The organism is Rhodococcus sp. PAMC28707 (assembly GCF_004795915.1).
Lineage (GTDB): Bacteria > Actinomycetota > Actinomycetes > Mycobacteriales > Mycobacteriaceae > Rhodococcoides.
This window is the reverse complement of record NZ_CP039253.1, coordinates 2,728,446-2,752,047: the sequence shown is the minus strand read 5'-3', so window position 1 is coordinate 2,752,047 and position 23,602 is coordinate 2,728,446. Positions and strand designations below refer to the sequence as shown.

Genomic DNA, 23,602 nt, shown 5'->3' with positions numbered 1-23,602 from the left:
ACTCCTCGTTCGATACAGGCTCGGATGAGCCCGGAGAATCCTAGGCTAACCGGGTCAGTCGATCGGCGTTGCAGATCGACCCTCGTCGATCGAATGATATTGAGCGAGAAGCTTTTTCTCTTCGTCACGACCCGGAAAAGCGAAAAAGACCAGAACAGTGCCGACCAGAACCACGATTATCGCCGCGGCATAAGACATTTGATCGCCGTCGAGAAAAGCTTGTTTGGCTGCGCCGATGATCTGATCGGCGTACTGCGGATAGCTGCTCGCCAAATCAGTTGCCGACGAAAACGACTTGGTGAGAATCGACTGAGTTTCCGCGCTGATGCTGGCCGCATCCGGCGAACTCGAAATCTGCGAGGCCAACGATGCCGCATACCCAGCGGTGAGCAGCGCACCCAATGTCGATTGCATGATCGCTCCGCCGAGATCGCGTTGAAGATCCGCTGTTCCCGAGGCCATGCCGGCGCGATCGACCGGCACCGAGCCGGTCAACGAACGCGAGGCCGGTGTGCCTGCAAGCCCGACTCCGACGCCGAGCAGCACGTAACTGATCGCCACCACAGCATAGGAGACGTCTTCCTTCCATGTCAGCCACGCCATCACCAATCCGAGAACGATGAAGAGGTAGCCGAGCAGCAAGGTGAATCGCGACCCCCTGCGCTCCACCAACTTCGCCGACTGCGGAGCCACCAACACCATCGCGACGGCCGCAGGTAGCGTCGACGCACCAGCGGCAAGCGTCGAGTAACCGAGAACGTTCTGCAGAAACTGTTGGCCGACGAAGATGACACCCATCAGCGAACCGAACACGATGATCCCGGCCAGGGCCGCTACCCAGAATATTCTCCGCCGCGCGATTTTCAGATCGAACAGCGGAAACGACGTGCGACTCTGCCGGAGGAGAAATACCGCCCCCGCTGCAAGAGCAATCGCACCCAGCCCGAGTGCGACGGCTCCCATACCGTCCACCGGCGCAAAATTGATGCTGAGCACCAGCGCTGCAATGAACACGACCGATACGATCCCGCCGAGATTGTCCACCGGATCGGTCGTCTCGTTCACATGCCCAGGCACGAAGGCAGCTGCCAGAACCAGGGCGAGTAACGCCAGCGGCGACGTCACCAGGAAGACCGATCCCCATTCGAACTTCTCCAGCAACGCCCCGGACAACAGTGGTCCGAGCGCCGACATGGCGCCTCCGAGAGCCGACCACAAGGCGATTGCTTTCGTGCGCGAAGCACCGGACCACAACGCAGTGATCAGTGCCAGGGTCGTCGGGTAGGCCATGCCTGCGGCCACACCACCGAGCAACCTGGCACCGAACAGGATCTCGAAATTGGGAGCGAAACCGGCGATGACACAGGCTGGTATCGACAACCCCATTCCTAGAACCAACAACAGTTTGCGCCCATAGCGGTCCCCGAGAGCACCGAGATAGAGGACCGAACCAGCGAGGCCGAGCGAATACGCGACCGCGATCAGATTGAGCTGCGTCTGACTGGCGTCGAAGTCTCTACCGATTTCCGGCAGTGCGACGTTGGCGACCGCCAAATTCAGGTTTGCGACGGAAGCAACGAGGATGAGGACGAACAGAACCAAGCCGGCCCGCGCGGGCGCTGTGTGCCTGTCGAGAGTAGTCACGCACTCAGTAGAACCCAGCGTTGCGTCCTCCGCCTCACCCCCTGCGTGCGAATCCGTCGGTTACGCAGCCGCTTGAATGTCACATCGAAGACATCAGATCGTATGAGTGGACCATTGAAGCGGTGGGCTCGGGCGGAGCGGGCGAAGCGGTGGGGAGGGGCGAACCCGCAGTCCGCAGACGACAAAGCGGGCCGCACCCCTTTCGGAGCACGGCCCGCTGGGCCGAAACTACTGAGTCGAAGCTACCGACTAGTCGCTGTCGCTGTCGCCGGTGGCCTTGGCCAGGTCGACGGGCAGTTCGTCAGGGACACTGATCGGCTTCTTCTCGCCGCGGAACGTGAACTTCGCGTCCTCGCCCGAGCCTTCGCCATCCCAGTTCTCGACGTCGACCAGGATGATCTGGCCGGCTTCGACCTCGCCGAACAGGATCTTCTCCGACAACGCGTCCTCGATCTCGCGCTGGATGGTGCGACGCAGTGGCCGCGCTCCCAGTACCGGGTCGAATCCACGCTTGGCCAGCAGGGACTTGGCCTTCTCGGTGACCTCGAGCGACATGTCCTTGTTCTTGAGCGCACCTTCGACTCGGTTGAGCATGAGGTCGACCATCTGGACGATCTCGTCCTTGGTGAGCTGGTGGAACACGACGATGTCGTCGATACGGTTGAGGAACTCCGGGCGGAAGTGCTTCTTCAGCTCGTCGTTGACCTTGAGCTTCATCCGCTCGTAGTTCGATCCGGTGCCTTCACCCGAGGAGAAGCCGAGACCAACGGCCTTCGAGATGTCCGAGGTACCGAGGTTAGAGGTGAAGATCAGCACGGTGTTCTTGAAGTCGACCGTGCGTCCCTGGCCGTCGGTGAGACGACCATCTTCGAGCACCTGCAGGAGCGTGTTGTAGATCTCCTGGTGTGCCTTCTCGATCTCGTCGAACAGGACGACGGAGAACGGCTTGCGGCGAACCTTTTCGGTGAGCTGGCCGCCCTCTTCGTACCCGACGTAGCCGGGAGGAGCACCGAACAGCCGCGACGCGGTGAAGCGATCGTGGAACTCGCCCATGTCGATCTGGATGAGGGCGTCGTCCTCGCCGAACAGGAAGTTCGCCAGTGCCTTCGACAGCTCGGTCTTACCGACACCGGACGGGCCGGCGAAGATGAACGAGCCCGACGGACGCTTCGGATCCTTCAGTCCTGCACGAGTACGACGGATTGCCTTCGAGACGGCCTTGACTGCCTCTACCTGGCCGATGATCCGCTTGTGCAGTTCATCTTCCATGCGGAGCAGACGAGTGGTCTCTTCCTCGGTGAGCTTGAACACGGGGATGCCGGTCCAGTTTCCGAGGACCTCGGCGATCTCGTTGTCGTCGACCTCGGCGACCACGTCGAGGTCACCGCTACGCCACTGCTTCTCACGCTCGGCGCGCTGGGAGACGAGCTGCTTCTCCTTGTCGCGCAGGTTTGCAGCCTTCTCGAAGTCCTGCGCGTCGATCGCGGACTCCTTCTCCCGACGTGCGTCGGCGATCTTGTCGTCGAACTCGCGCAGGTCTGGTGGAGCAGTCATTCGACGGATGCGCATCCGCGCGCCGGCCTCGTCGATCAGGTCGATCGCCTTGTCCGGCAGGAATCGATCATTGATGTAACGATCAGCCAACGTGGCAGCTGCGACGAGAGCACCGTCGGTGATGGAGACGCGGTGATGCGCCTCGTACCGATCGCGAAGACCCTTCAGGATCTCGATGGTGTGCTCGACGTTCGGCTCGCCGACCTGGACCGGCTGGAAACGACGCTCGAGAGCGGCATCCTTCTCGATGTACTTTCGGTACTCGTCGAGAGTGGTGGCACCGATGGTCTGCAGCTCACCGCGAGCGAGCTTCGGCTTGAGGATCGAGGCCGCGTCGATAGCACCCTCGGCCGCACCGGCACCCACCAAAGTGTGCAGTTCGTCGATGAACAGGATGATGTCGCCGCGGGTGTTGATCTCCTTGAGAACCTTCTTCAGGCGCTCTTCGAAGTCACCGCGGTATCGGCTACCGGCAACCAACGAACCGAGGTCGAGGGAGTAGAGCTGCTTGTCCTTGAGTGTCTCGGGGACCTCACCGTTGACGATCGCCTGAGCCAGGCCCTCGACAACAGCGGTCTTACCCACACCGGGCTCACCGATCAGAACAGGGTTGTTCTTCGTACGACGGCTCAGCACCTGCATGACGCGCTCGATTTCCTTCGCGCGACCGATGACCGGGTCCAATTTGCCTTCGAGTGCAGCCTGGGTCAGGTTGCGACCGAACTGATCGAGAACCAGCGACGTCGACGGCGTACCTGCATCGCCGCGTCCACTACCACTCTCGGACGGTTCCTTGCCCTGGTAACCGGAGAGCAGCTGGATGACCTGCTGACGCACCCGGTTCAGGTCGGCTCCGAGCTTGACCAGTACCTGTGCCGCGACGCCTTCGCCTTCGCGGATCAGACCCAGCAGGATGTGCTCGGTGCCGATGTAGTTGTGGCCGAGCTGCAGTGCTTCACGCAGACTGAGCTCGAGTACTTTCTTGGCGCGCGGGGTGAACGGGATATGACCGGACGGAGCCTGCTGGCCCTGACCGATGATCTCCTCGACCTGGCTGCGGACTCCTTCAAGGGAGATACCCAGCGACTCCAGAGACTTCGCTGCGACGCCCTCACCCTCGTGGATGAGGCCGAGCAGGATGTGTTCCGTGCCGATGTAGTTGTGGTTGAGCATCCGGGCTTCTTCTTGAGCCAGGACGACAACACGCCGCGCGCGATCGGTGAACCTCTCGAACATCGCTCTCCCTCACTTCTCGGTGGGTGGTAGCACTCCGCCCACCAGGTCTTCTAGCACCACGGTATTTGGTTAATCGGGTTCGCCGGCATTTGAAGGTAAGTCTCACGTAGATGCCGAAAGGTATCCACGCCTCCAGCCTTACTCTAGTTGGCCGGAGGTTCACTTGCCGACCCTCGACCCCCTCTACAGGTCATCTCTGATCTGTAGCGACGGACCTATGTGCCTGCTTACTGTTCATAACGCACCGTCGGGGCAATTCGTTTCCCCTCGAGTGTCCGCTGTTGGCGAACAATAAACTTTGCTCGCAAGTCAGCCCTGAGACGGCTTCACGATCGGAAACAGAATGGTCTCTCGGATACCTAGCCCTGTCAGCGCCATGAGGAGCCTGTCGATTCCCATACCTGTGCCCGTGGTCGGAGGCATGCCCTGCTCCATCGCGGCCAGGAAGTCCTCGTCGAGAACCATGGCCTCGTCATCGCCGGCCGCAGCCTGACGTGCTTGATCTTCGAAACGCTCCCGCTGGATGACCGGGTCGACCAGTTCGGAGTAACCCGTCGCCAGTTCGAACCCGCGGATGTAGAGATCCCACTTCTCGGTGACGCCCGGCTTGCTTCGGTGCTGACGAGTCAGCGGAGACGTCTCGACGGGGAAGTCGCGAACGAAGGTCGGCGCGAACAAATCGTTACCGATCTGGTTCTCCCACAACTCCTCGACGAGCTTGCCGTGACCGTAGATCGACTTGCCGTCCTTGAGTGGCACGTCGACTCCGATCTTCTCAGCGAGGGCCAAGAGTTCCTCGACCGTGGTATCGGGCGTCACGACGATGCCGAGTGCCTCCGACAGGGACGGGTACATCTCGAGTGTCGTCCACTCACCGCTCATGTCGTAGGTCGTGCCGTCGGGCAGCAGGATCACCTGCGTTCCGAGCGCGGCCTCGGCAACCTCTTGGATGAGCTCACGGGTCATCTTCGCCGAGTCGTCGTAGGTTCCGTACGCCTCGTAGGTTTCGAGCATCGCGAATTCGGGAGAGTGCGAGGAGTCGGCACCTTCGTTACGGAAGTTGCGGTTGATCTCGAAAACCTTCTCGATGCCGCCCACGACGCAGCGCTTGAGAAACAGTTCGGGTGCGATACGGAGAAACAGGTCGGTATCGAGTGTATTGGAATGAGTGACGAAGGGACGAGCGGCAGCGCCACCATGCAAGGTCTGCAGCATCGGGGTCTCGACTTCGAGGAAGCCCCGTCGCTCCAGTGCGTTGCGCAGTTCGCGTACGACGGCGATGCGCTTGCGGGCGACCACGCGGGCTTCCGGGCGCGTGATCAGATCCAGGTATCGCTGCCGGATACGCGTCTCTTCGTTCAATTCCTTGTGCGCCACCGGGAGCGGCCGGAGAGCCTTCGAGGCGATCTCCCACGAATCGGCCATCACGCTGAGCTCGCCGCGACGGGAGCTGATGACCTCGCCGTGTACGAAGACGAAGTCACCGAGATCGACGTCCGACTTCCACGCCGCCAAAGCATCCTCACCGACACCCGCGAGGCTGATCATTGCCTGGAGTTGAGTTCCGTCGCCTTCCTGGAGAGTGGCGAAACACAACTTTCCGGTGTTGCGGACGAAAATTACGCGACCGGCGACTCCGACGAGCACGCCAGTCTTCGCATCAGCTTCGAGGTTCGAGTACCGGTCACGAATCTCGAGCAACGTGTGCGTCCGCGCTACGGACACTGGGTACGCCTCACGTCCCTGTTCGAGCAACCGGTCCCGCTTGGCGCGACGGATCCGAATCTGTTCCGGAGTGTCGTCGGCAGTGGAGGAAGCTGAATCAGTCACAGACGCACACTTTATCTGTCGAACCCCACAACAGGAGAATCAGTGCGCACTGACGGCCTTTGCCTCACGGACGGCGTGCTTGGCTTTGGTCAGCACGCCGAGCAGCCCGGCTGACTTCAGTGCCTGATATCCGCCGACGAGGTCGCTGGCCTTCGTGAGCCCCAAATCCTGCAACGACGCCGCGGCGAGGCTGGAGGTGTAACCCTCGGAGCAGATGACGATCCACTCGACGTCGTGATCGACTGCGACTGAGAGCCGGGCATCACTCGTCGGATCCAGGCGCCACTCCAGCACGTTGCGCTCGATGGCAAGCGCGCCGGGCAGCGTGCCCTCGACGGCACGTTGGGCCTGAGGCCGAATGTCGACGACGATGGCACCACGCGCAATCGCGTCGCGCAGCTCGAAGACGGTGGTGCGCTCGATGCGGCTGCGCGCCTGATCCAACATTTCGACGATCGTCATTTCGATGCACCTTCGGGTTCGTCGGTCAGCTCGGTACGGGTTCTTCGGAGCGAGGAGTGCTCGGTGACTTCGTAGTAGGACATTGCTGTCAGCGGTGGCGAGTACGCGTGAACGCTGAGGGTCGGGCCGCGCGCGGTGTCGTCCGGTGCGTGCACGACGTCGTGGACCCATCCGAGCGGGAACGACGCTTGATCCCCAGCATCGAGGTGCCGAATCTTCAGTTCATTTCCAGCCCAACGAGATTCGACGAGGGAGCCACTGAGGACGGTCAAAGCGCCGATCGAGCCCGCGTGATCATGAAGTTCGGTGGACCTGTCCGGTACCCAGCTTATGAGCCAGACGTCCAGGTCGTCGTCGGCGTGCAAACGAGTCGCCCAGCGTTCTTCGGTCGGCCAGAGACCGCTCTCGGGCAAGATGTCGTCGAATCGGCCGTCCAGCACGTCCGAAGCGCCCTGATCGGTGATGCGCAGTAAGTCATGCGGCCTGAGCCGAGTAGGTAGAGAAAGTTGAGGCGCGGAACGGGCGCGGCTGGACGAAGAGCGCACCGGTGAGGAAGTAAAGACAGGTGTGGAAAGCACGGGGAGTACTCCAGAGTCGATGTTTGAACGAGGCAGCGATCAGCCTCGACAACACTCCTGGGGTCCCATGCACGTCATCACGAGAAATATTGTTACACACCCCGCCCGCTAGCGCTAGCGCATGCGTCGTTTCGCAAGATTGCGCTCGTAGACCAGTCGCAGGCCCTCGAGCGTCAGGTCGGGCTCGTGATGCTCGATTGCACTGCTCTCCCCCATGATGAGCGGGGCACTGGCGCCGGTACCGATCACGGCCACCTCCGGACCGGAGAAGTCGGCGAGTTCACCACGGATGCGGGCGATCAACCCATCGACCAATCCGGCGAACCCGAACACGGCACCGGACTGCATGCATTCGACGGTATTCTTCCCGACCACCGAGCGGGGCCGCACCAATTCGATCTCCCGTAATGCTGCCGATCTGGAAGACATTGCCGCAGTGGAGATCTCCAATCCGGGCGCAATGGCACCGCCGAGGAATTCGCCTTTGGCAGAGACGACATCGACACAGGTGGTGGTGCCGAAATCGACCACGATGCAGGCGCTACCGTACAAATCGTGCGCCGCAAGGGTGTTGACGATCCGATCGGCGCCGACCTCCTTGGGATTGTCGACCAACAGCGGAACACCCGTTCGCACACCAGGTTCGACGACGACGTGCGGAATGTGCTCCCAGTAACGGGTCAGCATCGTCCGCATTTCCCGCAGCACCGAAGGGACGGTCGACAGGGCACTCACACCGGTGATCTGGTCGACGTCGTCGCCGAGAAGGCCGCGGAGCATCAATGCCAGCTCGTCCGCCGTTATTCGCGAATCCGTACGCATTCGCCAATCACGCAACAACTTCGCGTGATCACCACTGCCACTGAACAGGCCGAGTGTCATCGATGTGTTGCGAATGTCGATCGCAAGCAGCATCTTTACACCAGTACGGAATCGGCACGGAGCGTGCGAGGGGTGATCAGACCCGAACCCTCGGGTGCATATGCAGGGTCACTACCGAGTTCTACGGGATTGTTCTTCTCGTCGACGAACACCACGCGGGGTGCGTAATCCTTGCATTCCTGCTCGTTCATCACGCCGTAGGCAATGATAATGACGAGATCACCAGGATCGACCAGATGTGCTGCAGCACCGTTGATGCCGATCACCCCACTGCCACGCTCGCCGGTGATGACATAGGTTTCCAACCGTGCGCCGTTGTCGATGTCGACGATGGTCACCTGCTCACCTTCGAGCAGATCGGCCGCCTCCATCAGGTCCTGGTCCACGGTCACCGAACCTACGTAGTGCAGGTCCGCGTGGGTTACGGTCGCGCGATGAATCTTGGACTTCATCATTGTGCGAAACATGTTCTATCCCTTCAATTCTTCGGGTCGTCGGGGTATTCGAGAAAGCCGGTCCCGACAGCGACACCGACGTTGTCGATGAGTCGGGTGGTGCCCAGCGTGGCGGCCACGAGAAGTCGACCGTCACCACGCTCGGGAGCAGGTCCGAGATCGACACCTCGAAGTTCGAGATAGTCGACCTTCACCTCGGGCACCGCCGCGAGCACTTCGCCCGCAGTAGCCAGAATCACTTCGGCTCCGCCCGCTGCGGCGTGAGCCCCGGCTACCAGCGCCGCCGACAATGCCATGGCTGCCGAACGCTGGGCGTCGTCGAGATAGCGATTGCGAGAAGACAGTGCAAGACCGTCCTGCTCGCGCACGGTGGGGACACCGAAGATCTTCACGTCGAAGTTCAGATCTCGCACCAACTGTCGGATCAACGTCAACTGCTGGTAATCCTTCTCACCGAAGAACGCTGCATGCGGGGAGGTGATCTGCAACAGCTTGGTCACCACGGTGAGCATCCCGGCGAAATGCGTCGGCCGGCTTGCACCCTCCATCTCGCTGCCGAGTGGACCGGGGAGCACTGTCGTACGTGGCCCGGCCGGGTACATATCCGACACCGAAGGGGCGAAGACGATCTCGACTCCTTCGCTTGCCAGCAACTCCACGTCCGCGTCGAGGGTGCGTGGATAGGCGTCGAGGTCTTCCCCTTCGCCGAACTGCAAGGGGTTCACGAAGATCGACACGAACACCACTGCCCCGGTGCGTTTGGCCTGCCGAACCAAATGGATGTGCCCGGCGTGCAGCGCGCCCATGGTCGGCACCAGCGCTATCTGCCTGCCGACACCGCGTAGTGCCTTCGACACCGCGGAGACGACAGTCGGATCGTGATGAACTGTCAACTCCCCCGCCTTGTAGCTACCTGCCAGGGTCATAACTCGCCTTCCAAAATCTCGATGAGTTCGGGCTTCGATCCCATGCGTTGGGCGGATCTGAGCGAAAGCGCACGGTATCCCGCTGCAATCGCGGGATCGACGTCGCTGAGCACGTCCAGATGCTTCTGCACGGCGGCAACGTCGCCGCGCGCCACCGGCCCGGTCAAAGCGCTCTGACCGTGGCGCAACGCGTTGTCCAACGCAGCTCGCACGAGCGGACCCAGCACCCGCTGCGCTGCTTCGGGTTCGGAATCGATCCCGGGAAAGCCTGGACCGTCGAGTGCGACTCGCAACGCGTCGACGGCATCGGCAACCAGAGTGACCAGGTGATTGGACCCGTGAGCCAACGCTGCGTGGTAGAGCGCCCGATTCTCTTCCGAAACATGGACCGGTTCACCACCGAGTTCCAGAACCAATGCTTGCGCGACGGCATAACCGATCTCGTCCGCTGCGGTGATTCCGAAGCATGCAGCGGCCAGGCGATCGGTGTCCTCGGGCCCGCCGGTGAATGTCATGGCCGGGTGAATGGCCAACGGTATCGCACCTTGCGCGGCCAACGGGGCGAGGATGCCGATGCCATTCGCGCCGGAGGTGTGCACCACGAGCTTTCCCCGGGCAACGACACCGGTTGCCGCCAACCCTGCAGCGATCGATGCCAACTCGTTGTCCGGAACGGCCAGGATCAACAACTCGGCACGCCTGGCAACCTCGTCGACAGGCAATATCTGCGAATCCGGCAGGCGCGTGCGTACTCGCTCCTTGGACTCTTCCGATACCGCAGCACAACCGAACACGACATGCCCGACGCGCTCGAGAGCCTCGCCGAGTGCGGTACCCACCCGTCCTGCGGAGACGATACCTACGGTCAAACGCGCAGGTGCCGGGTCGGCAGAGCTTGGGGGTATTCCGCGGGTACCACTCCTGAACTCAGGTGAGGTCACCGAAACTTCCTCTCGTTCGTTCCAGTCCCGCTCGGCGGGTACCAGACGTCCTGAACGAAGGATAGCGGCACCGGGATTCCTCGGGCCACGGCCTGAGCAGTGATCTATTTCACCCTTCGGTACCGCGTCCAGCGTTCGGACGAGATGTCAGCAGGTCAGTCGGCACGGCGTCGATGACGACGTGCGCTCGGCTCGGTGTCGCTGGATTTCATTCCTGCCATGATCTCGGCCACCGAACGACCATTGGAGTGCGCACCCGCGCCATCACCATCCGGCTCGGCTCGACGCCGTCGCCTCGGAAGGTCGGGAGCCGGCTCCGAATCTTCGTGACTTCCCACGTCCTCGGTGTTCGAGTCGGGCGCAGGTGCCATAGCTTCCTCGGGAACCGGTGCGGGTTGTTCAGTCGACTCCGGAACAACCTCCGGCTCGAACACCCGGCTCGCGTACGGCAGCTGGCTCGAAGACGGCTGGCGGCTCGAAGACGGCTGGCTCGAAGACGGCTGCGAACTCGCGCCCGAAACCTGGGCTGCCGCGAGCGGTTCTTCGGCTTCGACGGCCTTCGTCCGATCGGACGAATAGCCGACGGGCTCACTCACCAGCGGTGGTGTCGGAGTCGGTGAGTGCGGTGGTGTGGGTACCCGTCTACCGCTGCCCTCGGATCGCGATTCTGCGCGAGGGGCCGGCTGGCTCGGCACATAGCCCCCGTTGGGCACAGAACCCACGCCGGGCATGTCCTCGCTACCGATGGGGACGTCGGGATAGAGCACCGAGGTCTCGGCTGTGACGGGCTCGTCGTACGGCGTTCCAAGTCCGGGCACGGGGGCATTCGGGCCCTCGGTGCTCGGGGAAGAGGACTGCGAAGATTTGCCGGGAACGAACAAACCGGAAGGTGCCGGCTGGTAGCTGGCGTAGCTGCGACCGCCGAGCTCCTGCACGCGCGTCGCGTCGGCCCGCAGCGCCACCCGTTCAGTGGGCAGGTTGCCGTCGAACAGTAGTTGCAGGTTGTTGCGTAGGTGAGCCAGTTCTGCTCGAAGAGCCGCGATCTCGCTGGTCTCGACGGCCACCTCGCTCCGGACGCGAGATTCCACGCCGAGTTCGTACTCCCGCCGAGCCGAAATCTCACGGGCGAGTTGGAGCTCGTACACAGTCTGAAGATCCTTGGCCCGGGTTTGGTCGGCCACTGCTTCGCGGCGATACTTCGTCATCGCGAACGCACCGATGATCGCGGCCCACAACGCTGAGACCAAGCCCACACGCAGCCACTGCACATTTTCGCTGAACAACATCAACATGCTGGCGATGATGCCGAATACGACCAGCGCTGCAATGAAAAGCTGGCTCGCACTCCGCCGTTGACGGCGTGACGCTTTCGCGCGAGTCGGTTCGGTCATGACGTCCAGGGTAGCTGGCGAACCGTCGACAAACGGGGAAGCCGGACTATGCTCGTCAGCTTCGGTGATAACGATCCGGCGCCGGGGACGATAAATGCCGTCAACGTTCGGGCCTGTCACCGGAGTCGGTCGGGGTCCTGCAGCAACGTTCGAGCCACAGGGCCGCGCCCACCACAGCCACTGCAGCAACGAGCCCGACGATGACGCCCGCTCGGTCCGAGGACGCGGCGCGCACCGACGACGCGAGCGGGACGATGTGTAGCAGGAATCCCAGCCACACACCGGCAGCTGCTGCGCCGACCAGCGCAGATGCCTTGGCCAGGGCCAACGCTCGTGCCGCGGTGATTGGATGGAGCTGGTTCGGCCCGTCGCCGACCTGCAGTTTCTCGATGCGCGATCGGATCACGAAGCCGAGCACCGTTTCGGCGATCGCGACGACGTAGAGCGATGCGCCGGCGAACACATGAACCGGTGGTAGCGATCCGTAGAACGATCGCACGAGCAGCCAGGTTGCGAGAGCCGCGAATCCGGCGAGGCCGACAAGATCTCTGATTCTCGTGGCCGTCATGGAGCGGTGTTCGGTGTGTGCAGTGTCATCTCCGTGCGGTGAACGCCCGCCCGTTCTTCCTCGCTCAGCGATTCGATCCATTCGCCCACCGACCGAGCCTCCCCCGACACTTCGAGCGACGCCCCGGGGTCGACCTCGAGCCAAGGCAACAGGACGAATGCTCGCTGGTGTGCTCGAGGATGCGGAAGAAGCAGCTGTGGATCGCTACTGGAAATGTCGTCACACGTGATGATGTCGACGTCGAGACTTCGCGGTCCCCAACGCTCGACCCGTATGCGGTCCGCTGCTTTTTCCAGTTCACGAGCGACCTCGAGCCAGTCGTACGGGCCCCGTTGTTCATCGTCCGCTACGACGATGGCATTGAGAAAGTCCTGCTGTTCGACGCCTCCCCACGGCACCGACGAGTACACCGAGGACACCGCAACGACGCGGTCGCCGAGCGCGGACGTCACCGAACGCAGATGTCCATACGAGTCGCCGACGTTGCTGCCGATCGACAGCACCGCGCGCGTCACCGACGACTCCGCGAAGCGACTACAGCCACATCGTCGAAGGCGAGTGGGATCGGTGCGGAAGGTTTGTGCAACACCACCTCGACTGCATCGACGCGCGTGTCCGCCATGACTCCGTCGGCGATTTCGGCTGCGACGGTTTCGATGAGGTCCCGCGCCGGACCTGCGATGATCGCCGCTGCCGCTTCCGCAAGCTCGCCGTAGTGCAGCGTGTTCACCAGATCGTCCGTCGCGGCAGCAGGGCGCAGATCCATCCAGACGGTGATGTCGACGACGAAATCCTGACCGTCACGTTTCTCGAAGTCGAAGACTCCGTGGTTGCCGCGAATCCTCAACCCGCGCAACTCGATTCGATCACTCATTTTGCCAGCCCCCGCCATGCTTTCACTACTGCTACCGCGTCCAGTGAGGCCTGGGCGTCGTGAACGCGAACACCCCACGCTCCTCCTGCAACCGCAAGCGCCGACACGACCGCTGTTGCGACCTCACGTCCGTCGGGCGGTCTCGGTTCACCGTCGGATTCGAGAAGTGTGCCGAGAAAACGTTTACGCGACGCGCCGATCAGAATCGGCATGCCGAGTTCGACGAACGTCGGTAGCGCTCGCAGCAGTTCCCAGTTGTGCTCGGCGTTCTTCGCGAAACCGAGACCCGGATCGAGGATGATGGCAGCCGGATCCACACCAGCGGCTACGGCACGGTCGACTTGCTCGAGCAGTTCGCGTCGAACATCGGTGACCACGTCGTCGTAATGCGCGACTGCGCCACTGTCCTGATGAGCGGCCTCGCCACTGGGTCCGTAATCGGCGGCCGAGCGCCAATGCATGAGAATCCACGGCAGACCGGCATCGGCGACCACCGACGCCATCGCAGGATCTGCGCGACCTCCGGAGACGTCGTTGACGATCGATACCCCTGCTTCGATCGCCGCCGCCGCTACCGATGCCCGCATGGTGTCGACGCTGGTGGCGATGCCACGCGCCGACAGTTCTGCGATGACGGGCACAACTCGTCGCGCCTCGACGGCAGGGTCGATCCGATCGGCACCCGGACGCGTGGATTCACCGCCGACGTCGACGATGTCGACGCCTGTCCGGTGCAGTTTCGTTCCGTGTGCAACGGCAGCGTCGACGTCCAGGTACCGCCCCCCGTCGGAGAACGAGTCGGCGGTCACGTTGAGGACGCCCATGACGACGGGCGCGACGGGCAAGGTCATTTGCGCAGGATGAGATCCAACGCTTCGGACCGAGACGCGGCAGAAGATTGGAACAAGCCCCGCACAGCCGACGTCGTCGTACTCGCTCCGGGCTTGCGGATGCCACGCATAGCCATGCACAGGTGCTCTGCCTCGATGACGACGATCGCGCCGCGTGGGCTCAGCTTGCGCATCACTGCGTCGGCAACCTGACTGGTCAGACGTTCCTGAACCTGTGGCCGTTTGGCATAGAGGTCTACCACTCGTGCCAGCTTCGAGAGGCCTGTCACCTTGCCGTTGCTACCGGGGATGTACCCGACGTGCGCAACTCCATGGAACGAGACGAGATGATGCTCGCACGTGGAGAACATGGGGATGTCGCGGACGAGAACCAATTCCTGGTGGCCTTCGTCGAACGTCGTGTTCAGTACATCGTCCGGGTCGGTGTAGAGGCCCCCGAAGATCTCCTTGTACGCGCGCGCGACGCGGGCGGGAGTCTCGAGCAGCCCCGGCCGATCCGGGTCTTCTCCGACTGCAATGAGCAGTTCGCGCACTGCGGCCTCAGCGCGCGGTTGATCGAACGCGTTTCCGGTTGCCACTGCGACGAACTCGTCGCCGGGGATTACCCCGTCTTGATCGATCTGCCTGACTGACACTGAGCTTGTACCTCCGGTTGCGGGGCGCCGATGCCCCGAGGTTTGACAGTCAGCCTATCCGGCGGCACCTCGGGCCGACCGAACTAGTGCTGTCCGTTAGGACCTTCCCAGCGTTGCGTGCGAGGGCCCTCGTTCTGGTCGCCGTCCGGATTCGGGGTCTCCCAGGGTGGATTCGGTTCTTCGTTTCCACCGCCACGAACGGCGTCATCCGGCAGGGCTCCGTTCAAAGGATCCCATCGCGGGGCTTCCTGACTCTGAGACTCCGGTTCCCGGTATTCGGGCTGGCGGTTGTCGGGCTGGCGGTTGTCGGGCTGGCGGTACTCCGGGGGCTGATATTGCGGCGGCTGATAGGAGGGGTCGGTGTAGCGATTGCCCTCCGAATAGCCTGCTGGAGGTCCACCTGGAACGGGACCGAGCGGATCTCGCGGTGGCCAGCCGGGGGCGGACCATCCGGCAGGGGCCCCGTAGTCGGGACGCGAACTCTTCGGCGGCTCCGGCTTGCGATACGACCCACCGTTGTAGGGCGCGCCGTCATTGTGTACTCCGGTGGAGGGTGCACCACCGTTGTACGCGCCCCCGTTGTACGGTCCGCCGTTGTACGGGCTGCTGTTCTGGGCGCCACCGTTCTGGGCGCCACCGTTGTACGGGCTACCGCCGTTGTTCCCGGCTGGGTTGTTACCCGCTGGAGTGTTCCCTGCTGTGGGCGCACCGTTGGCGTAGCCACCGCTGTAATTGCCCGGGCCGCCCTTGGAAAGCTGCGGCGGACCTGCATACGTGGGCTGCGGGAACTGTTGTGGAGGAACAACCTTCGGGGCGACAGGCTCTGGCGGCCAGGGCTCACCGCGCTCGGCAGCGAGTTCGCGTGGTGTTTTGACCGGCGGCTTGTCGGAGGGAATCCGCTCACCGAAGTCGTTGAACAGTGTGATGCGCGGACGCTTGACGACACTGTGGAAGATCTTCTCGAGGTCCTTGCGCTTGAGCGTCTCGCGCTCGAGCAGTTCCGTTGCAAGAATATCGAGAACGTCGCGGTATTCGTTGAGGATGGCCCACGCCTCGGTGTGCGCGGCTTCGATCAGATTGCGCACTTCCTCGTCGATCTCCCGTGCGACCTCGTGCGAGAAGTCGGACTGCATGCCCATCGAGCGACCGAGGAACGGATCGCCCTGCTCCTGCCCGTAACGGACTGCGCCGAGCTTGCTGCTCATGCCGTATTCGGTGACCATTGCCCGCGCGATCTTGGTGGCCTGGTCGATATCGGAGGAAGCACCGGTGGTCGGCTCGTGGAAAACGAGCTCTTCGGCTGCGCGACCACCCATTGCCATGACCAGACGTGCAATCATCTCGGACCGCGTCATGAGGCCCTTGTCGTCCTCGGGCACCGTCATGGCGTGGCCACCGGTTCTACCGCGAGCGAGGATCGTCACCTTGTACACGGGCTCGATATCGGGCATCGCCCACGCCGCGAGCGTGTGCCCGCCCTCGTGGTAGGCGGTGATCTTCTTCTCGTGCTCACTGATGATCCGGCTCTTGCGGCGGGGTCCACCGACGACTCGATCCACTGACTCCTCGAGAGCGACCTCGGTGATGACCGTGCCGTTCTCTCGTGCTGTCAGCAAAGCTGCTTCGTTGATGACGTTCGCCAGATCTGCACCGGACATGCCGACCGTGCGTTTCGCGAGGCCTTCGAGATCGGCGTCGTGTGCCACCGGCTTGCCCGCCGAGTGGACGGCCAGGATCGCGCGTCGACCAGCGAGATCGGGGACCCCGACGGGGATCTGACGGTCGAAGCGACCCGGACGTAGAAGAGCCGGATCGAGAATGTCGGGTCGGTTGGTGGCAGCGATGAGGATGACCCCGGTGCGCTCACCGAAGCCGTCCATTTCGACCAGCAGCTGGTTGAGAGTCTGCTCGCGCTCGTCGTGGCCGCCGCCCATGCCCGCACCACGCTGGCGTCCGACGGCGTCGATCTCGTCCACGAAAATGATGCAGGGGCTGTTCTGCTTGGCCTGTTCGAACAGGTCGCGCACACGAGAGGCACCCACGCCGACGAACATTTCGACGAAGTCCGAACCGGAGATCGTGAAGAACGGCACCCCTGCTTCACCGGCAACTGCTCGTGCAAGGAGAGTCTTGCCTGTTCCTGGAGGGCCGTACAGCAGCACGCCACGTGGGATCTTCGCCCCGAGGGCCTGGTAGCGAGCCGGATTCTGGAGGAAATCCTTGATCTCGTACAGCTCTTCGACGGCCTCGTCGGCACCCGCGACGTCCTGGAACGTCGTCTTGGGCATGTCCTTGGTGAGCTGCTTGGCTTTCGACTTACCGAAGCCCATCACGCCACCACGACCGCCGCCCTGCATACGGCTCATGAAGAACACGAAAATGCCGAGCAGAATGACCATCGGGAGAAGGAAGAGCAGCAGTGAGCTGAACCAGCTGTCCTGGGACACCACAGTGTTGTAGCTCTTCAGCCCGTCCTGGCCGACCTTGTCGAAGATTTGCTCCGATGCAGAGGTCGGGTACTTGGCGAGGATCTTCGTCTCGCCGTCGGTTGCGTCGCTACCGGACTTGAGGTCCAGACGTATCTGCTGCTCACGATCATCGATCTGAGCTGTGTCGACGTTCTTGGAATCGAGCTGCGCTATCGCCACTGACGTGTCGACAGTCTTCCACCCGCGTGTGTCGTTTCCGAAGTAGCTGAAGGCAGCGATCACCATCAGGACGCCGAAAACGATGGCCAGGTTCCGTATAACTGTCTTCCGATTCATACAGCTTCAGCCGAGACGGCCTCGTCCTTTCCAGTCTTCTCCAGTACGCAGACTCCGGCCGCGCACCGGATGATCCAGGTTACCGCGAACGGCAACCGACTGCCCCAGGTGCATCACGTGCACAAACGGGCCGACAACACTGCTGCATCGCACAACGCATCTCCCCCTTCAACGTCTCCCCTGCCCCACAGGTTCCCCACCACAGTCTTGTTGTCCGGACCTACCGCTTTCGGCAGAGGACAGCGACGTTGGAGGGTCTATTCTGTCAAAGTGCAGCCAGGCTCGGACAGAGTCACCCTGAATTCGGATGGTGTCACAACCTATCCGGACGGCATGGCAGTGCCAGAGCACGCCGATGGGGCAGCTGAGCTGCTGAGAGCCGCCTGGCGAACGAGTACTTCGACGGCTGATCCACGGGCGCCCGACCTTGCCGAATTCTTACCCGATTCGACAACTCTGCGGCATCGGTGGCTCGTAGCGCTCATCTCGGTCGACCTCCAGGAGCGCTGGTTACGTGCGCACTCACCCAAGCGACTGCGGGACTACTGCACCGAATTCGACCTCGCCGAGGCTCAGCTTCCGGTGGGATTGATCTACGAGGAATTCTGCGTGCGACGTCAGAGCGGGGACTCGGTATCGCCGTCCCACTACGTCGCGGAATATCCGGTGCAGGCAGCGGCGCTGGCCGAATTGCTCAACGTCGTACCGGGGGAAACCACCGAGCTTTCCTCGGCTGAGCCCGGGTGGGAGCCGGAGTCGGAGCTCGATGCCACCCAGGTGGAACCCACGACCGCCGACATGACGGGAACCGCATCCGCCGGGCTGGAATGGACCCGCCCCGGATCCCAGGACGAACTCGAGGACCTCGACGTCGGCGATCGGTTGGACGATTTCGACTTGCTGATGGGCCTCGGCCGTGGCGCTTTCGCACGGGTGTTTCTGTCCAGGCAGCGCTCGATGCAACGAATCGTGGCGGTGAAGATTTCCGAGGACCGCGGGACCGAACCGCAGACTTTGGCACAGCTCGACCACGACTACATCGTTCGGGTGTTCGATCAACGTGTTCTCCGGGACCGCGGGCTGCGTCTGCTGTACATGCAGTATGTGCCTGGAGGCACCCTGCTCAATGTGCTCGGAAGGGTCCGGGCGAGTCGAGAAGCCGACCGCTGCGGACGGCTACTTCTCGACAGCGTCGACGCCTCGCTCGCCGAAAAAGGCGGTCTTCGACCCACCGACTCGACTGTGCGAGAACAGATTTCGACTCTGTCATGGCCGGAGACGGTGGCGTGGATCGGCCGCCGACTGGCGGATGCACTGGACTACGCGGGCGAACGCGGTGTATTGCATCGCGATATCAAGCCGGCGAATGTGTTGTTGACCGCCGAGGGCGTCCCCAAATTGGCCGACTTCAACATCAGCTTCAGCGGCACCGTGGCAGGGGACAGCCCGGTCTCCTATTTCGGCGGGTCACTGAGCTATATGTCGCCGGAACAATTGGAGGCCTGCCATCCCGGCAGGCCAGGGCGCGCCGAAGATCTCGACACGCGCAGCGATCTGTATTCGCTCGCGGTGGTGCTGTGGGAACTGTTGACCGGCCACAAACCGTTCCCCGACCTCGAAGACTCCGCGGCGGGTGACCATACGGCTATCGACGGCCTACTCGGGGCGCGCCGGGGCGGAGTCGCAGCACAGGCACTGTCCGAACTGCCGCAAGACTGTCCGGCGACGCTGCGACGCATCCTTGTCAAATGCCTCTCTCCCGATCGGGACGATCGCTGGGGCACCGGCCAGGAAATGGCTCAGCAATTCGACCTGTGCCTCGACGCTCGCGCACGCAACCTAGTCGACCCACCGCCCACCAGCGCGCGCGTGAGACTTCGGCGACACACCGTTCCCGTCATGACCCTCGCGATCGGCGTTCCCAATGCCGTCGCTGCGTTCTACAACTACCAGCACAACAAGGCACTGATCATCAGCGACCTCGCCCCCGAGACGCAGGAAAGATTCGGGATCGTCGCGACGGCCATCAACGGCATGGTCTGGCCCCTGGGGCTGGTGTTGATTCTCTGGTTCTGCCGTCGAGTACTCGCAGTTCCGCATGCATTGCGGACCGGAAAGATCGTTCCGGAAGAGCGATTGGCCCAAGCACGAGCAGACACGCTCTCGGCCGCGGGCCGAGTGGTCGCGGTATGCCTTGGGCTGTGGGTCGTTGCAGGTATCGCATTTCCGGTGTCCCTGCAGTTCGCCGCCGGTTCGGTGCCGACGGAAGCGTACGTGCACTTCATCGCATCGCTCGTAGTCTGCGGCGCGATGGCAACCGCCTACCCGTTCTTTCTGGTCTCACTGTTCACCGTTCGATGCCTGTACCCCTCGCTGCTTCCCTACGGCCGTGCAGGGAGCGGGGACGCCTCACGACTGCACACGTTGCAGCGCCGTAGCGTCGGTTTTCTGACCGTCGCCGCGTCGATTCCGCTGATCGCCGTAGGTGGCCTGACCTTCGTTCCTACCGCGGACATCCCCAACATCATCGACGTCGTACGGATCGTCTGCGTGGGCGGAATTTTGGCATTCGTCGCGTCGTACTCGATTTTCCGGCTGATCGAGGGCGATCTGAACGCGCTGCTGCGAGCCGTCTCCCGCAGGTCTCGCTAGCCTTGACCAAGCCCGGTATCACACGGGTCAACGCCAGTAACTTGACACCGCCGCGTCCATTGCAGTCGCGTAGACAGAGATCCTGACCGGGTATTTCGGTCAGGACCTCTGCCGCGTTGACAGCTAGCCCAGCAGGCTGGCCGAGGGTTCGAAGCGCTCGCCGTACTTGGCGGCGGGCCCCTGCGCGCGAGCCGACGTGGACGTGGACGTGATCATCACCGAGGACAAGGTCAGCGCAGGGACTGCTCGCGGGGCAGACCCAGGATCAACTCGGCGATCTGATTGCGCAGGACCTCCGAGGTACCCCCGGCGAGGGTGCTGTAGCGCGCATACAGGAAGCTGCGCTGCAGCTCGTTCAGCGCCTTCGCCTCCAGCGCGCCGGCCTCGCCGGCCACCGCGAGGCTCACGGTCGCCAGGCGCTGTGTGTGCTCGCTGCCGACCAGCTTGAGCACCGCACCCTCGGGCCCGGACGCGCCGCCGCGCACGGCCTGCTCAGCGATGCGGCGGGTGAGCGCCGCCAACGCGAGATCCTCCGCGACGAGGTCCGCGATCGACTGGTCCAGCCCGGCGTCACCGCGCACTGCGGCGTACAGCGCAAACAGGTCGTAGGACAGGTCGAGGCCGAGTCGGTCGCGCCCGATGGTCACGCGCTCGTTGCCCAGAGCCGAGCGAGCCACGCCCCAGCCGCCGTCGACCGCTCCCAGGACATCCTCGTCGGCGACGAAGACGTCGTCGAAGAACACCTCGGCGAACAGTTCGACGCCCCGACTGTCCTGGATCGGCCGGACGGTGAGCCCCGGCGCGGCCATGTCGATCAGCATCATGGAGATGCCCTTGTGCTTGGCCGCGTCCGGGTTGGTCCGAATGGTCGCCATACCATGTGTCGACGTGTGCCCGCCGCTGGTCCAGGTCTTCTGGCCGTTGACGATCCAGCCGCCCTCCGCCCGCTTGGCCTTGGTGGTCACGCCCGCGGCGTCCGAGCCCGCGCCGGGCTCGCTGAACAGCTGGCACCACGTGATCTTGCCCAGCAGGCTGGTGCGCACATAGCGGTCGAGCTGCTCCTGCGTGCCATGGTCTACAACTGTGCGCAGCACCCACTCGCCGATGCCGTACTCCGGCCGCTCCTGCCCACGCAGCTCCTCATCGAGCACCAACTGCTCGACGGCGCCGGCGCCCCGGCCCCAGGGCCGGGGCCAGTGCGCGATGGCGTAACCGGAGTCCACGAACAGCTCGCGCCGCTCGGCCCCGGCCGCCGAGCCCAACTGCGCGACGAACTCCCGAGCTTGCGCGCGGTGGCCCTCCGCCTCGGGCGGCAGGTCGATGCCGGACTCACGGCGCACGCCCGCGGCGGTCGCGGCGGCGATCTCGCGACGCGCGGCGACGACGCTGAACATCATGCTCAGCACTCCGGCGCGACGCATGTACAGGTGCGCGTCGTGCTCGCGGGTATAGCCGATGGCGCCATGCACCTGGACGTTCTGCTCGGCGGCGCTTACCGCGGCGGGCAGCGCGGTCACGACCGCGGCCGCGGCCGCGAGGCTGCGCTGCTCCGGGGCGCCTGCCAGGATGCCGGCCGCGTCCCAGGCCTGAGCCATGCTCAGTTGTTGATCGACGAGGACGTTCGCCAGGATGTGCTTGATCGCCTGGAAGGACCCGATGGCCCGGCCGAAGGCCTGTCGCTGCTTCGCGTAGTCCACAGCCATGTTCTGGCAGGCGCGTGTCACGCCCGTCGCCTCCGCGGCCGCCAAGACACGGCCGATGGCCTGGGCCAGCTCCGCGGCGCCCGGCAGCTCCATCCGCGGCTGCACGGGGCCATCCGCACTGATGAACGCGACGCTGCGCGTCGGGTCCATACTCTCCGCGTCCACGCTGCCCAGCTGCACGCGGTCGAAGGCCAGCACGTCCGCGCCGACCGTCAGCAGGATCAGATCCGCCTCCATGCCGCCCAGCACCTGGACCGGACCGGCGAGTCGGAACGCCCCGTCCGCGTCGCGCGAGGCGAGCCCCTCCGGCACGGAACCAACCGCGCCGACGACGGTGCCGTCGGCGAGCCCCGGCAGCGACAGCTGCTGCTGCTCGGGGGTGCCGATCGCGGCGAGCAGCGCCGAGGCCCAGACTGTCGGTAGGACCGGACCCGGGGCCAGCACTGCCGCGAGCTCCTCGACGACCACCGCGGCCTCGCTCATACCCATGCCCGCCCCGCCGACGTCCTCAGGGAGATGGATGCCGAGCCACCCGAGCTCGGCATATCTCGCCCAGTCGCCCGGCAGGTCCAAAGTCGGACTCTCCAGCCGGGCGCGGGTCTGCTCGAGGGCGTCCGTGCGGCGGTAGTAGTCATTGATTGATTCAGCCAGCGAAAGCTGGTCCTCGGTAAGCGCGATAGCCATATTGCGGACATTACTGTAAGGCTGGGGTGAGGTTGGACACGTCGTAGGCGCAGGCGTGGGCGTGGGCGTAGGCAGGCACCGTCAGTGGGCAAAATTCGCAGACCAACTTGCTCGTCTGCTCGCGGCCGTCCCCCTCGCCGTCGATCCGGTGTTCCCCGTCCATCGCACGACAGCAATGTCCGAAGTTCTTCCTTCGCGATGTACGCCGAAAATATCTGCGCCCTGGGATCCCGAGTAGCGACGTCGTCTTCACATCCTAGTGAAACCGTTGTCCGACATACGTTCCCGCGCTCGAAATAGTTCCAGCTCTGTCAGCACCTGCTCGACCGGACGGCACTCCTCGTGGCGGTTGGCTACCGGAATGAAAGCGTGAGACCAGGCCGGTTTCAGCCGCCGTACACCTTCGGGTGGAGAGTTCCGATGTACGGCAGATCGCGGTACCGCTCGTTGTAGTCGAGTCCGTATCCGACGACGAATTCGTTGGGAATGTCGAAACCCACGTTCGCGACCTCGATGTCCACCTTGATTGCGTCGGGCTTGCGGAGCAGTGTCACCACCGACAACGAGGCCGGGTTACGAGTGGCGAGGTTGCGCATGAGCCAAGACAGTGTCAGACCCGAATCGATGATGTCCTCGACGATGAGTACGTTACGTCCGCTGATGTCGCGGTCGAGGTCCTTGAGAATCCGAACCACCCCGGAAGAGGACGTCGACGAGCCGTACGAGCTGACCGCCATGAACTCGAGCTGAGTCGGAATCGGGAGCGCGCGAGCAAAATCCGTCATGAACATGACGGCACCCTTGAGGACACCGACCAGGAGAAGGTCGCCTTCTGGCGCGCCCTGCGGATAGCGCTCGGCAATCTCGTTGGCAAGCTCGATCGTACGAGTCTTGATCTGCTCCTCGGAGATGAGAATCGATTCGATATCGCCCTCGTACACGGCGCTTCCCTTCAATTGTTTCTCGTACCT

General features: G+C 63.3%; 20 protein-coding genes. 1 reads left to right on the top strand and 19 read right to left on the bottom strand.

What is annotated here, in order from left to right; genetic code table 11:
* Positions 1-54 precede the first annotated feature (54 nt).
* The 16 genes from E5720_RS12445 to ftsH form a co-directional block, all read right to left on the bottom strand.
* Positions 55-1,644 carry an MFS transporter gene (locus tag E5720_RS12445; RefSeq protein WP_136170910.1) on the bottom strand — a complete coding sequence of 530 codons (1,590 nt, stop codon included), beginning with the start codon at positions 1,642-1,644 and terminating at the stop codon, positions 55-57.
* 249 nt (positions 1,645-1,893) lie between these two features.
* Positions 1,894-4,434 carry an ATP-dependent Clp protease ATP-binding subunit gene (locus E5720_RS12440; RefSeq protein ID WP_136170909.1) on the bottom strand — a complete coding sequence of 847 codons (2,541 nt, stop codon included), beginning with the start codon at positions 4,432-4,434 and terminating at the stop codon, positions 1,894-1,896.
* A 309-nt stretch (positions 4,435-4,743) separates the two neighbouring features.
* Complete coding sequence (lysS, locus tag E5720_RS12435; RefSeq protein WP_136170908.1) at positions 4,744-6,264, bottom strand: lysine--tRNA ligase; 1,521 nt, start codon at positions 6,262-6,264, stop codon at positions 4,744-4,746.
* A 39-nt stretch (positions 6,265-6,303) separates the two neighbouring features.
* Positions 6,304-6,726, bottom strand: a complete 423-nt coding sequence (locus E5720_RS12430) for a rhodanese-like domain-containing protein (protein WP_136170907.1) — start codon at positions 6,724-6,726, stop codon at positions 6,304-6,306.
* On the bottom strand, positions 6,723-7,271 hold the full coding sequence (locus E5720_RS12425) for a cysteine dioxygenase family protein (RefSeq protein WP_136172653.1): 549 nt from the start codon (positions 7,269-7,271) through the stop codon (positions 6,723-6,725). Before E5720_RS12425 ends, E5720_RS12430 begins: the two co-directional genes overlap by 4 nt.
* Positions 7,272-7,418: 147 nt before the next feature.
* Positions 7,419-8,219, bottom strand: a complete 801-nt coding sequence (locus E5720_RS12420) for a type III pantothenate kinase (protein ID WP_136170906.1) — start codon at positions 8,217-8,219, stop codon at positions 7,419-7,421.
* A 2-nt stretch (positions 8,220-8,221) separates the two neighbouring features.
* Complete coding sequence (gene panD / locus E5720_RS12415; RefSeq protein WP_136170905.1) at positions 8,222-8,653, bottom strand: aspartate 1-decarboxylase; 432 nt, start codon at positions 8,651-8,653, stop codon at positions 8,222-8,224.
* Between the two features lie 11 nt (positions 8,654-8,664).
* On the bottom strand, positions 8,665-9,567 hold the full coding sequence (gene panC, locus E5720_RS12410; RefSeq protein WP_136170904.1) for a pantoate--beta-alanine ligase: 903 nt from the start codon (positions 9,565-9,567) through the stop codon (positions 8,665-8,667).
* Positions 9,564-10,472 (bottom strand): DUF2520 domain-containing protein, encoded by a 909-nt coding sequence (locus E5720_RS12405; protein WP_136172652.1) that lies wholly within the window; start codon positions 10,470-10,472, stop codon positions 9,564-9,566. The genes panC and E5720_RS12405 overlap by 4 nt, the downstream gene beginning before the upstream one ends.
* A gap of 191 nt (positions 10,473-10,663) precedes the next feature.
* Positions 10,664-11,899 (bottom strand): DUF6779 domain-containing protein, encoded by a 1,236-nt coding sequence (locus E5720_RS12400; protein ID WP_136170903.1) that lies wholly within the window; start codon positions 11,897-11,899, stop codon positions 10,664-10,666.
* A gap of 100 nt (positions 11,900-11,999) precedes the next feature.
* Entirely contained in the window at positions 12,000-12,467 is a 468-nt protein-coding gene (locus E5720_RS12395; protein WP_136170902.1) for a DUF3180 domain-containing protein, read from the bottom strand.
* A complete protein-coding gene (gene folK, locus E5720_RS12390) occupies positions 12,464-12,982 on the bottom strand; it encodes a 2-amino-4-hydroxy-6-hydroxymethyldihydropteridine diphosphokinase (protein WP_136170901.1) in 519 nt (172 codons plus the stop codon). The genes E5720_RS12395 and folK overlap by 4 nt, the downstream gene beginning before the upstream one ends.
* Positions 12,979-13,341, bottom strand: coding sequence for a dihydroneopterin aldolase (gene folB, locus E5720_RS12385; RefSeq protein WP_136170900.1), 363 nt, complete (start codon positions 13,339-13,341; stop codon positions 12,979-12,981). Before folB ends, folK begins: the two co-directional genes overlap by 4 nt.
* On the bottom strand, positions 13,338-14,192 hold the full coding sequence (gene folP, locus E5720_RS12380; protein WP_210729858.1) for a dihydropteroate synthase: 855 nt from the start codon (positions 14,190-14,192) through the stop codon (positions 13,338-13,340). Before folP ends, folB begins: the two co-directional genes overlap by 4 nt.
* A complete protein-coding gene (folE, locus tag E5720_RS12375; RefSeq protein WP_136172650.1) occupies positions 14,189-14,794 on the bottom strand; it encodes a GTP cyclohydrolase I FolE in 606 nt (201 codons plus the stop codon). The genes folP and folE overlap by 4 nt, the downstream gene beginning before the upstream one ends.
* A 116-nt stretch (positions 14,795-14,910) precedes the next feature.
* On the bottom strand, positions 14,911-17,592 hold the full coding sequence (gene ftsH, locus E5720_RS12370) for an ATP-dependent zinc metalloprotease FtsH (protein WP_136170899.1): 2,682 nt from the start codon (positions 17,590-17,592) through the stop codon (positions 14,911-14,913).
* 333 nt (positions 17,593-17,925) lie between these two features.
* On the opposite strand from ftsH, the gene E5720_RS12365 reads away from it, so the two are divergent.
* Positions 17,926-20,244, top strand: coding sequence for a serine/threonine-protein kinase (locus tag E5720_RS12365; RefSeq protein WP_136170898.1), 2,319 nt, complete (start codon positions 17,926-17,928; stop codon positions 20,242-20,244).
* A gap of 230 nt (positions 20,245-20,474) precedes the next feature.
* Here E5720_RS12365 and E5720_RS12360 read toward each other — a convergent pair whose 3' ends face one another.
* From E5720_RS12360 to hpt, 3 genes are all read right to left on the bottom strand, one after another.
* Positions 20,475-22,631 (bottom strand): acyl-CoA dehydrogenase, encoded by a 2,157-nt coding sequence (locus E5720_RS12360; RefSeq protein WP_136170897.1) that lies wholly within the window; start codon positions 22,629-22,631, stop codon positions 20,475-20,477.
* Positions 22,632-22,641: 10 nt separating this feature from the next.
* Positions 22,642-22,794: a hypothetical protein gene (locus E5720_RS21700; protein WP_168708344.1), complete on the bottom strand. Its 153-nt coding sequence runs from the start codon at positions 22,792-22,794 to the stop codon at positions 22,642-22,644.
* Positions 22,795-23,017: 223 nt separating this feature from the next.
* Positions 23,018-23,572 (bottom strand): hypoxanthine phosphoribosyltransferase, encoded by a 555-nt coding sequence (gene hpt, locus E5720_RS12355; RefSeq protein WP_136172649.1) that lies wholly within the window; start codon positions 23,570-23,572, stop codon positions 23,018-23,020.
* Positions 23,573-23,602: the final 30 nt, after the last annotated feature.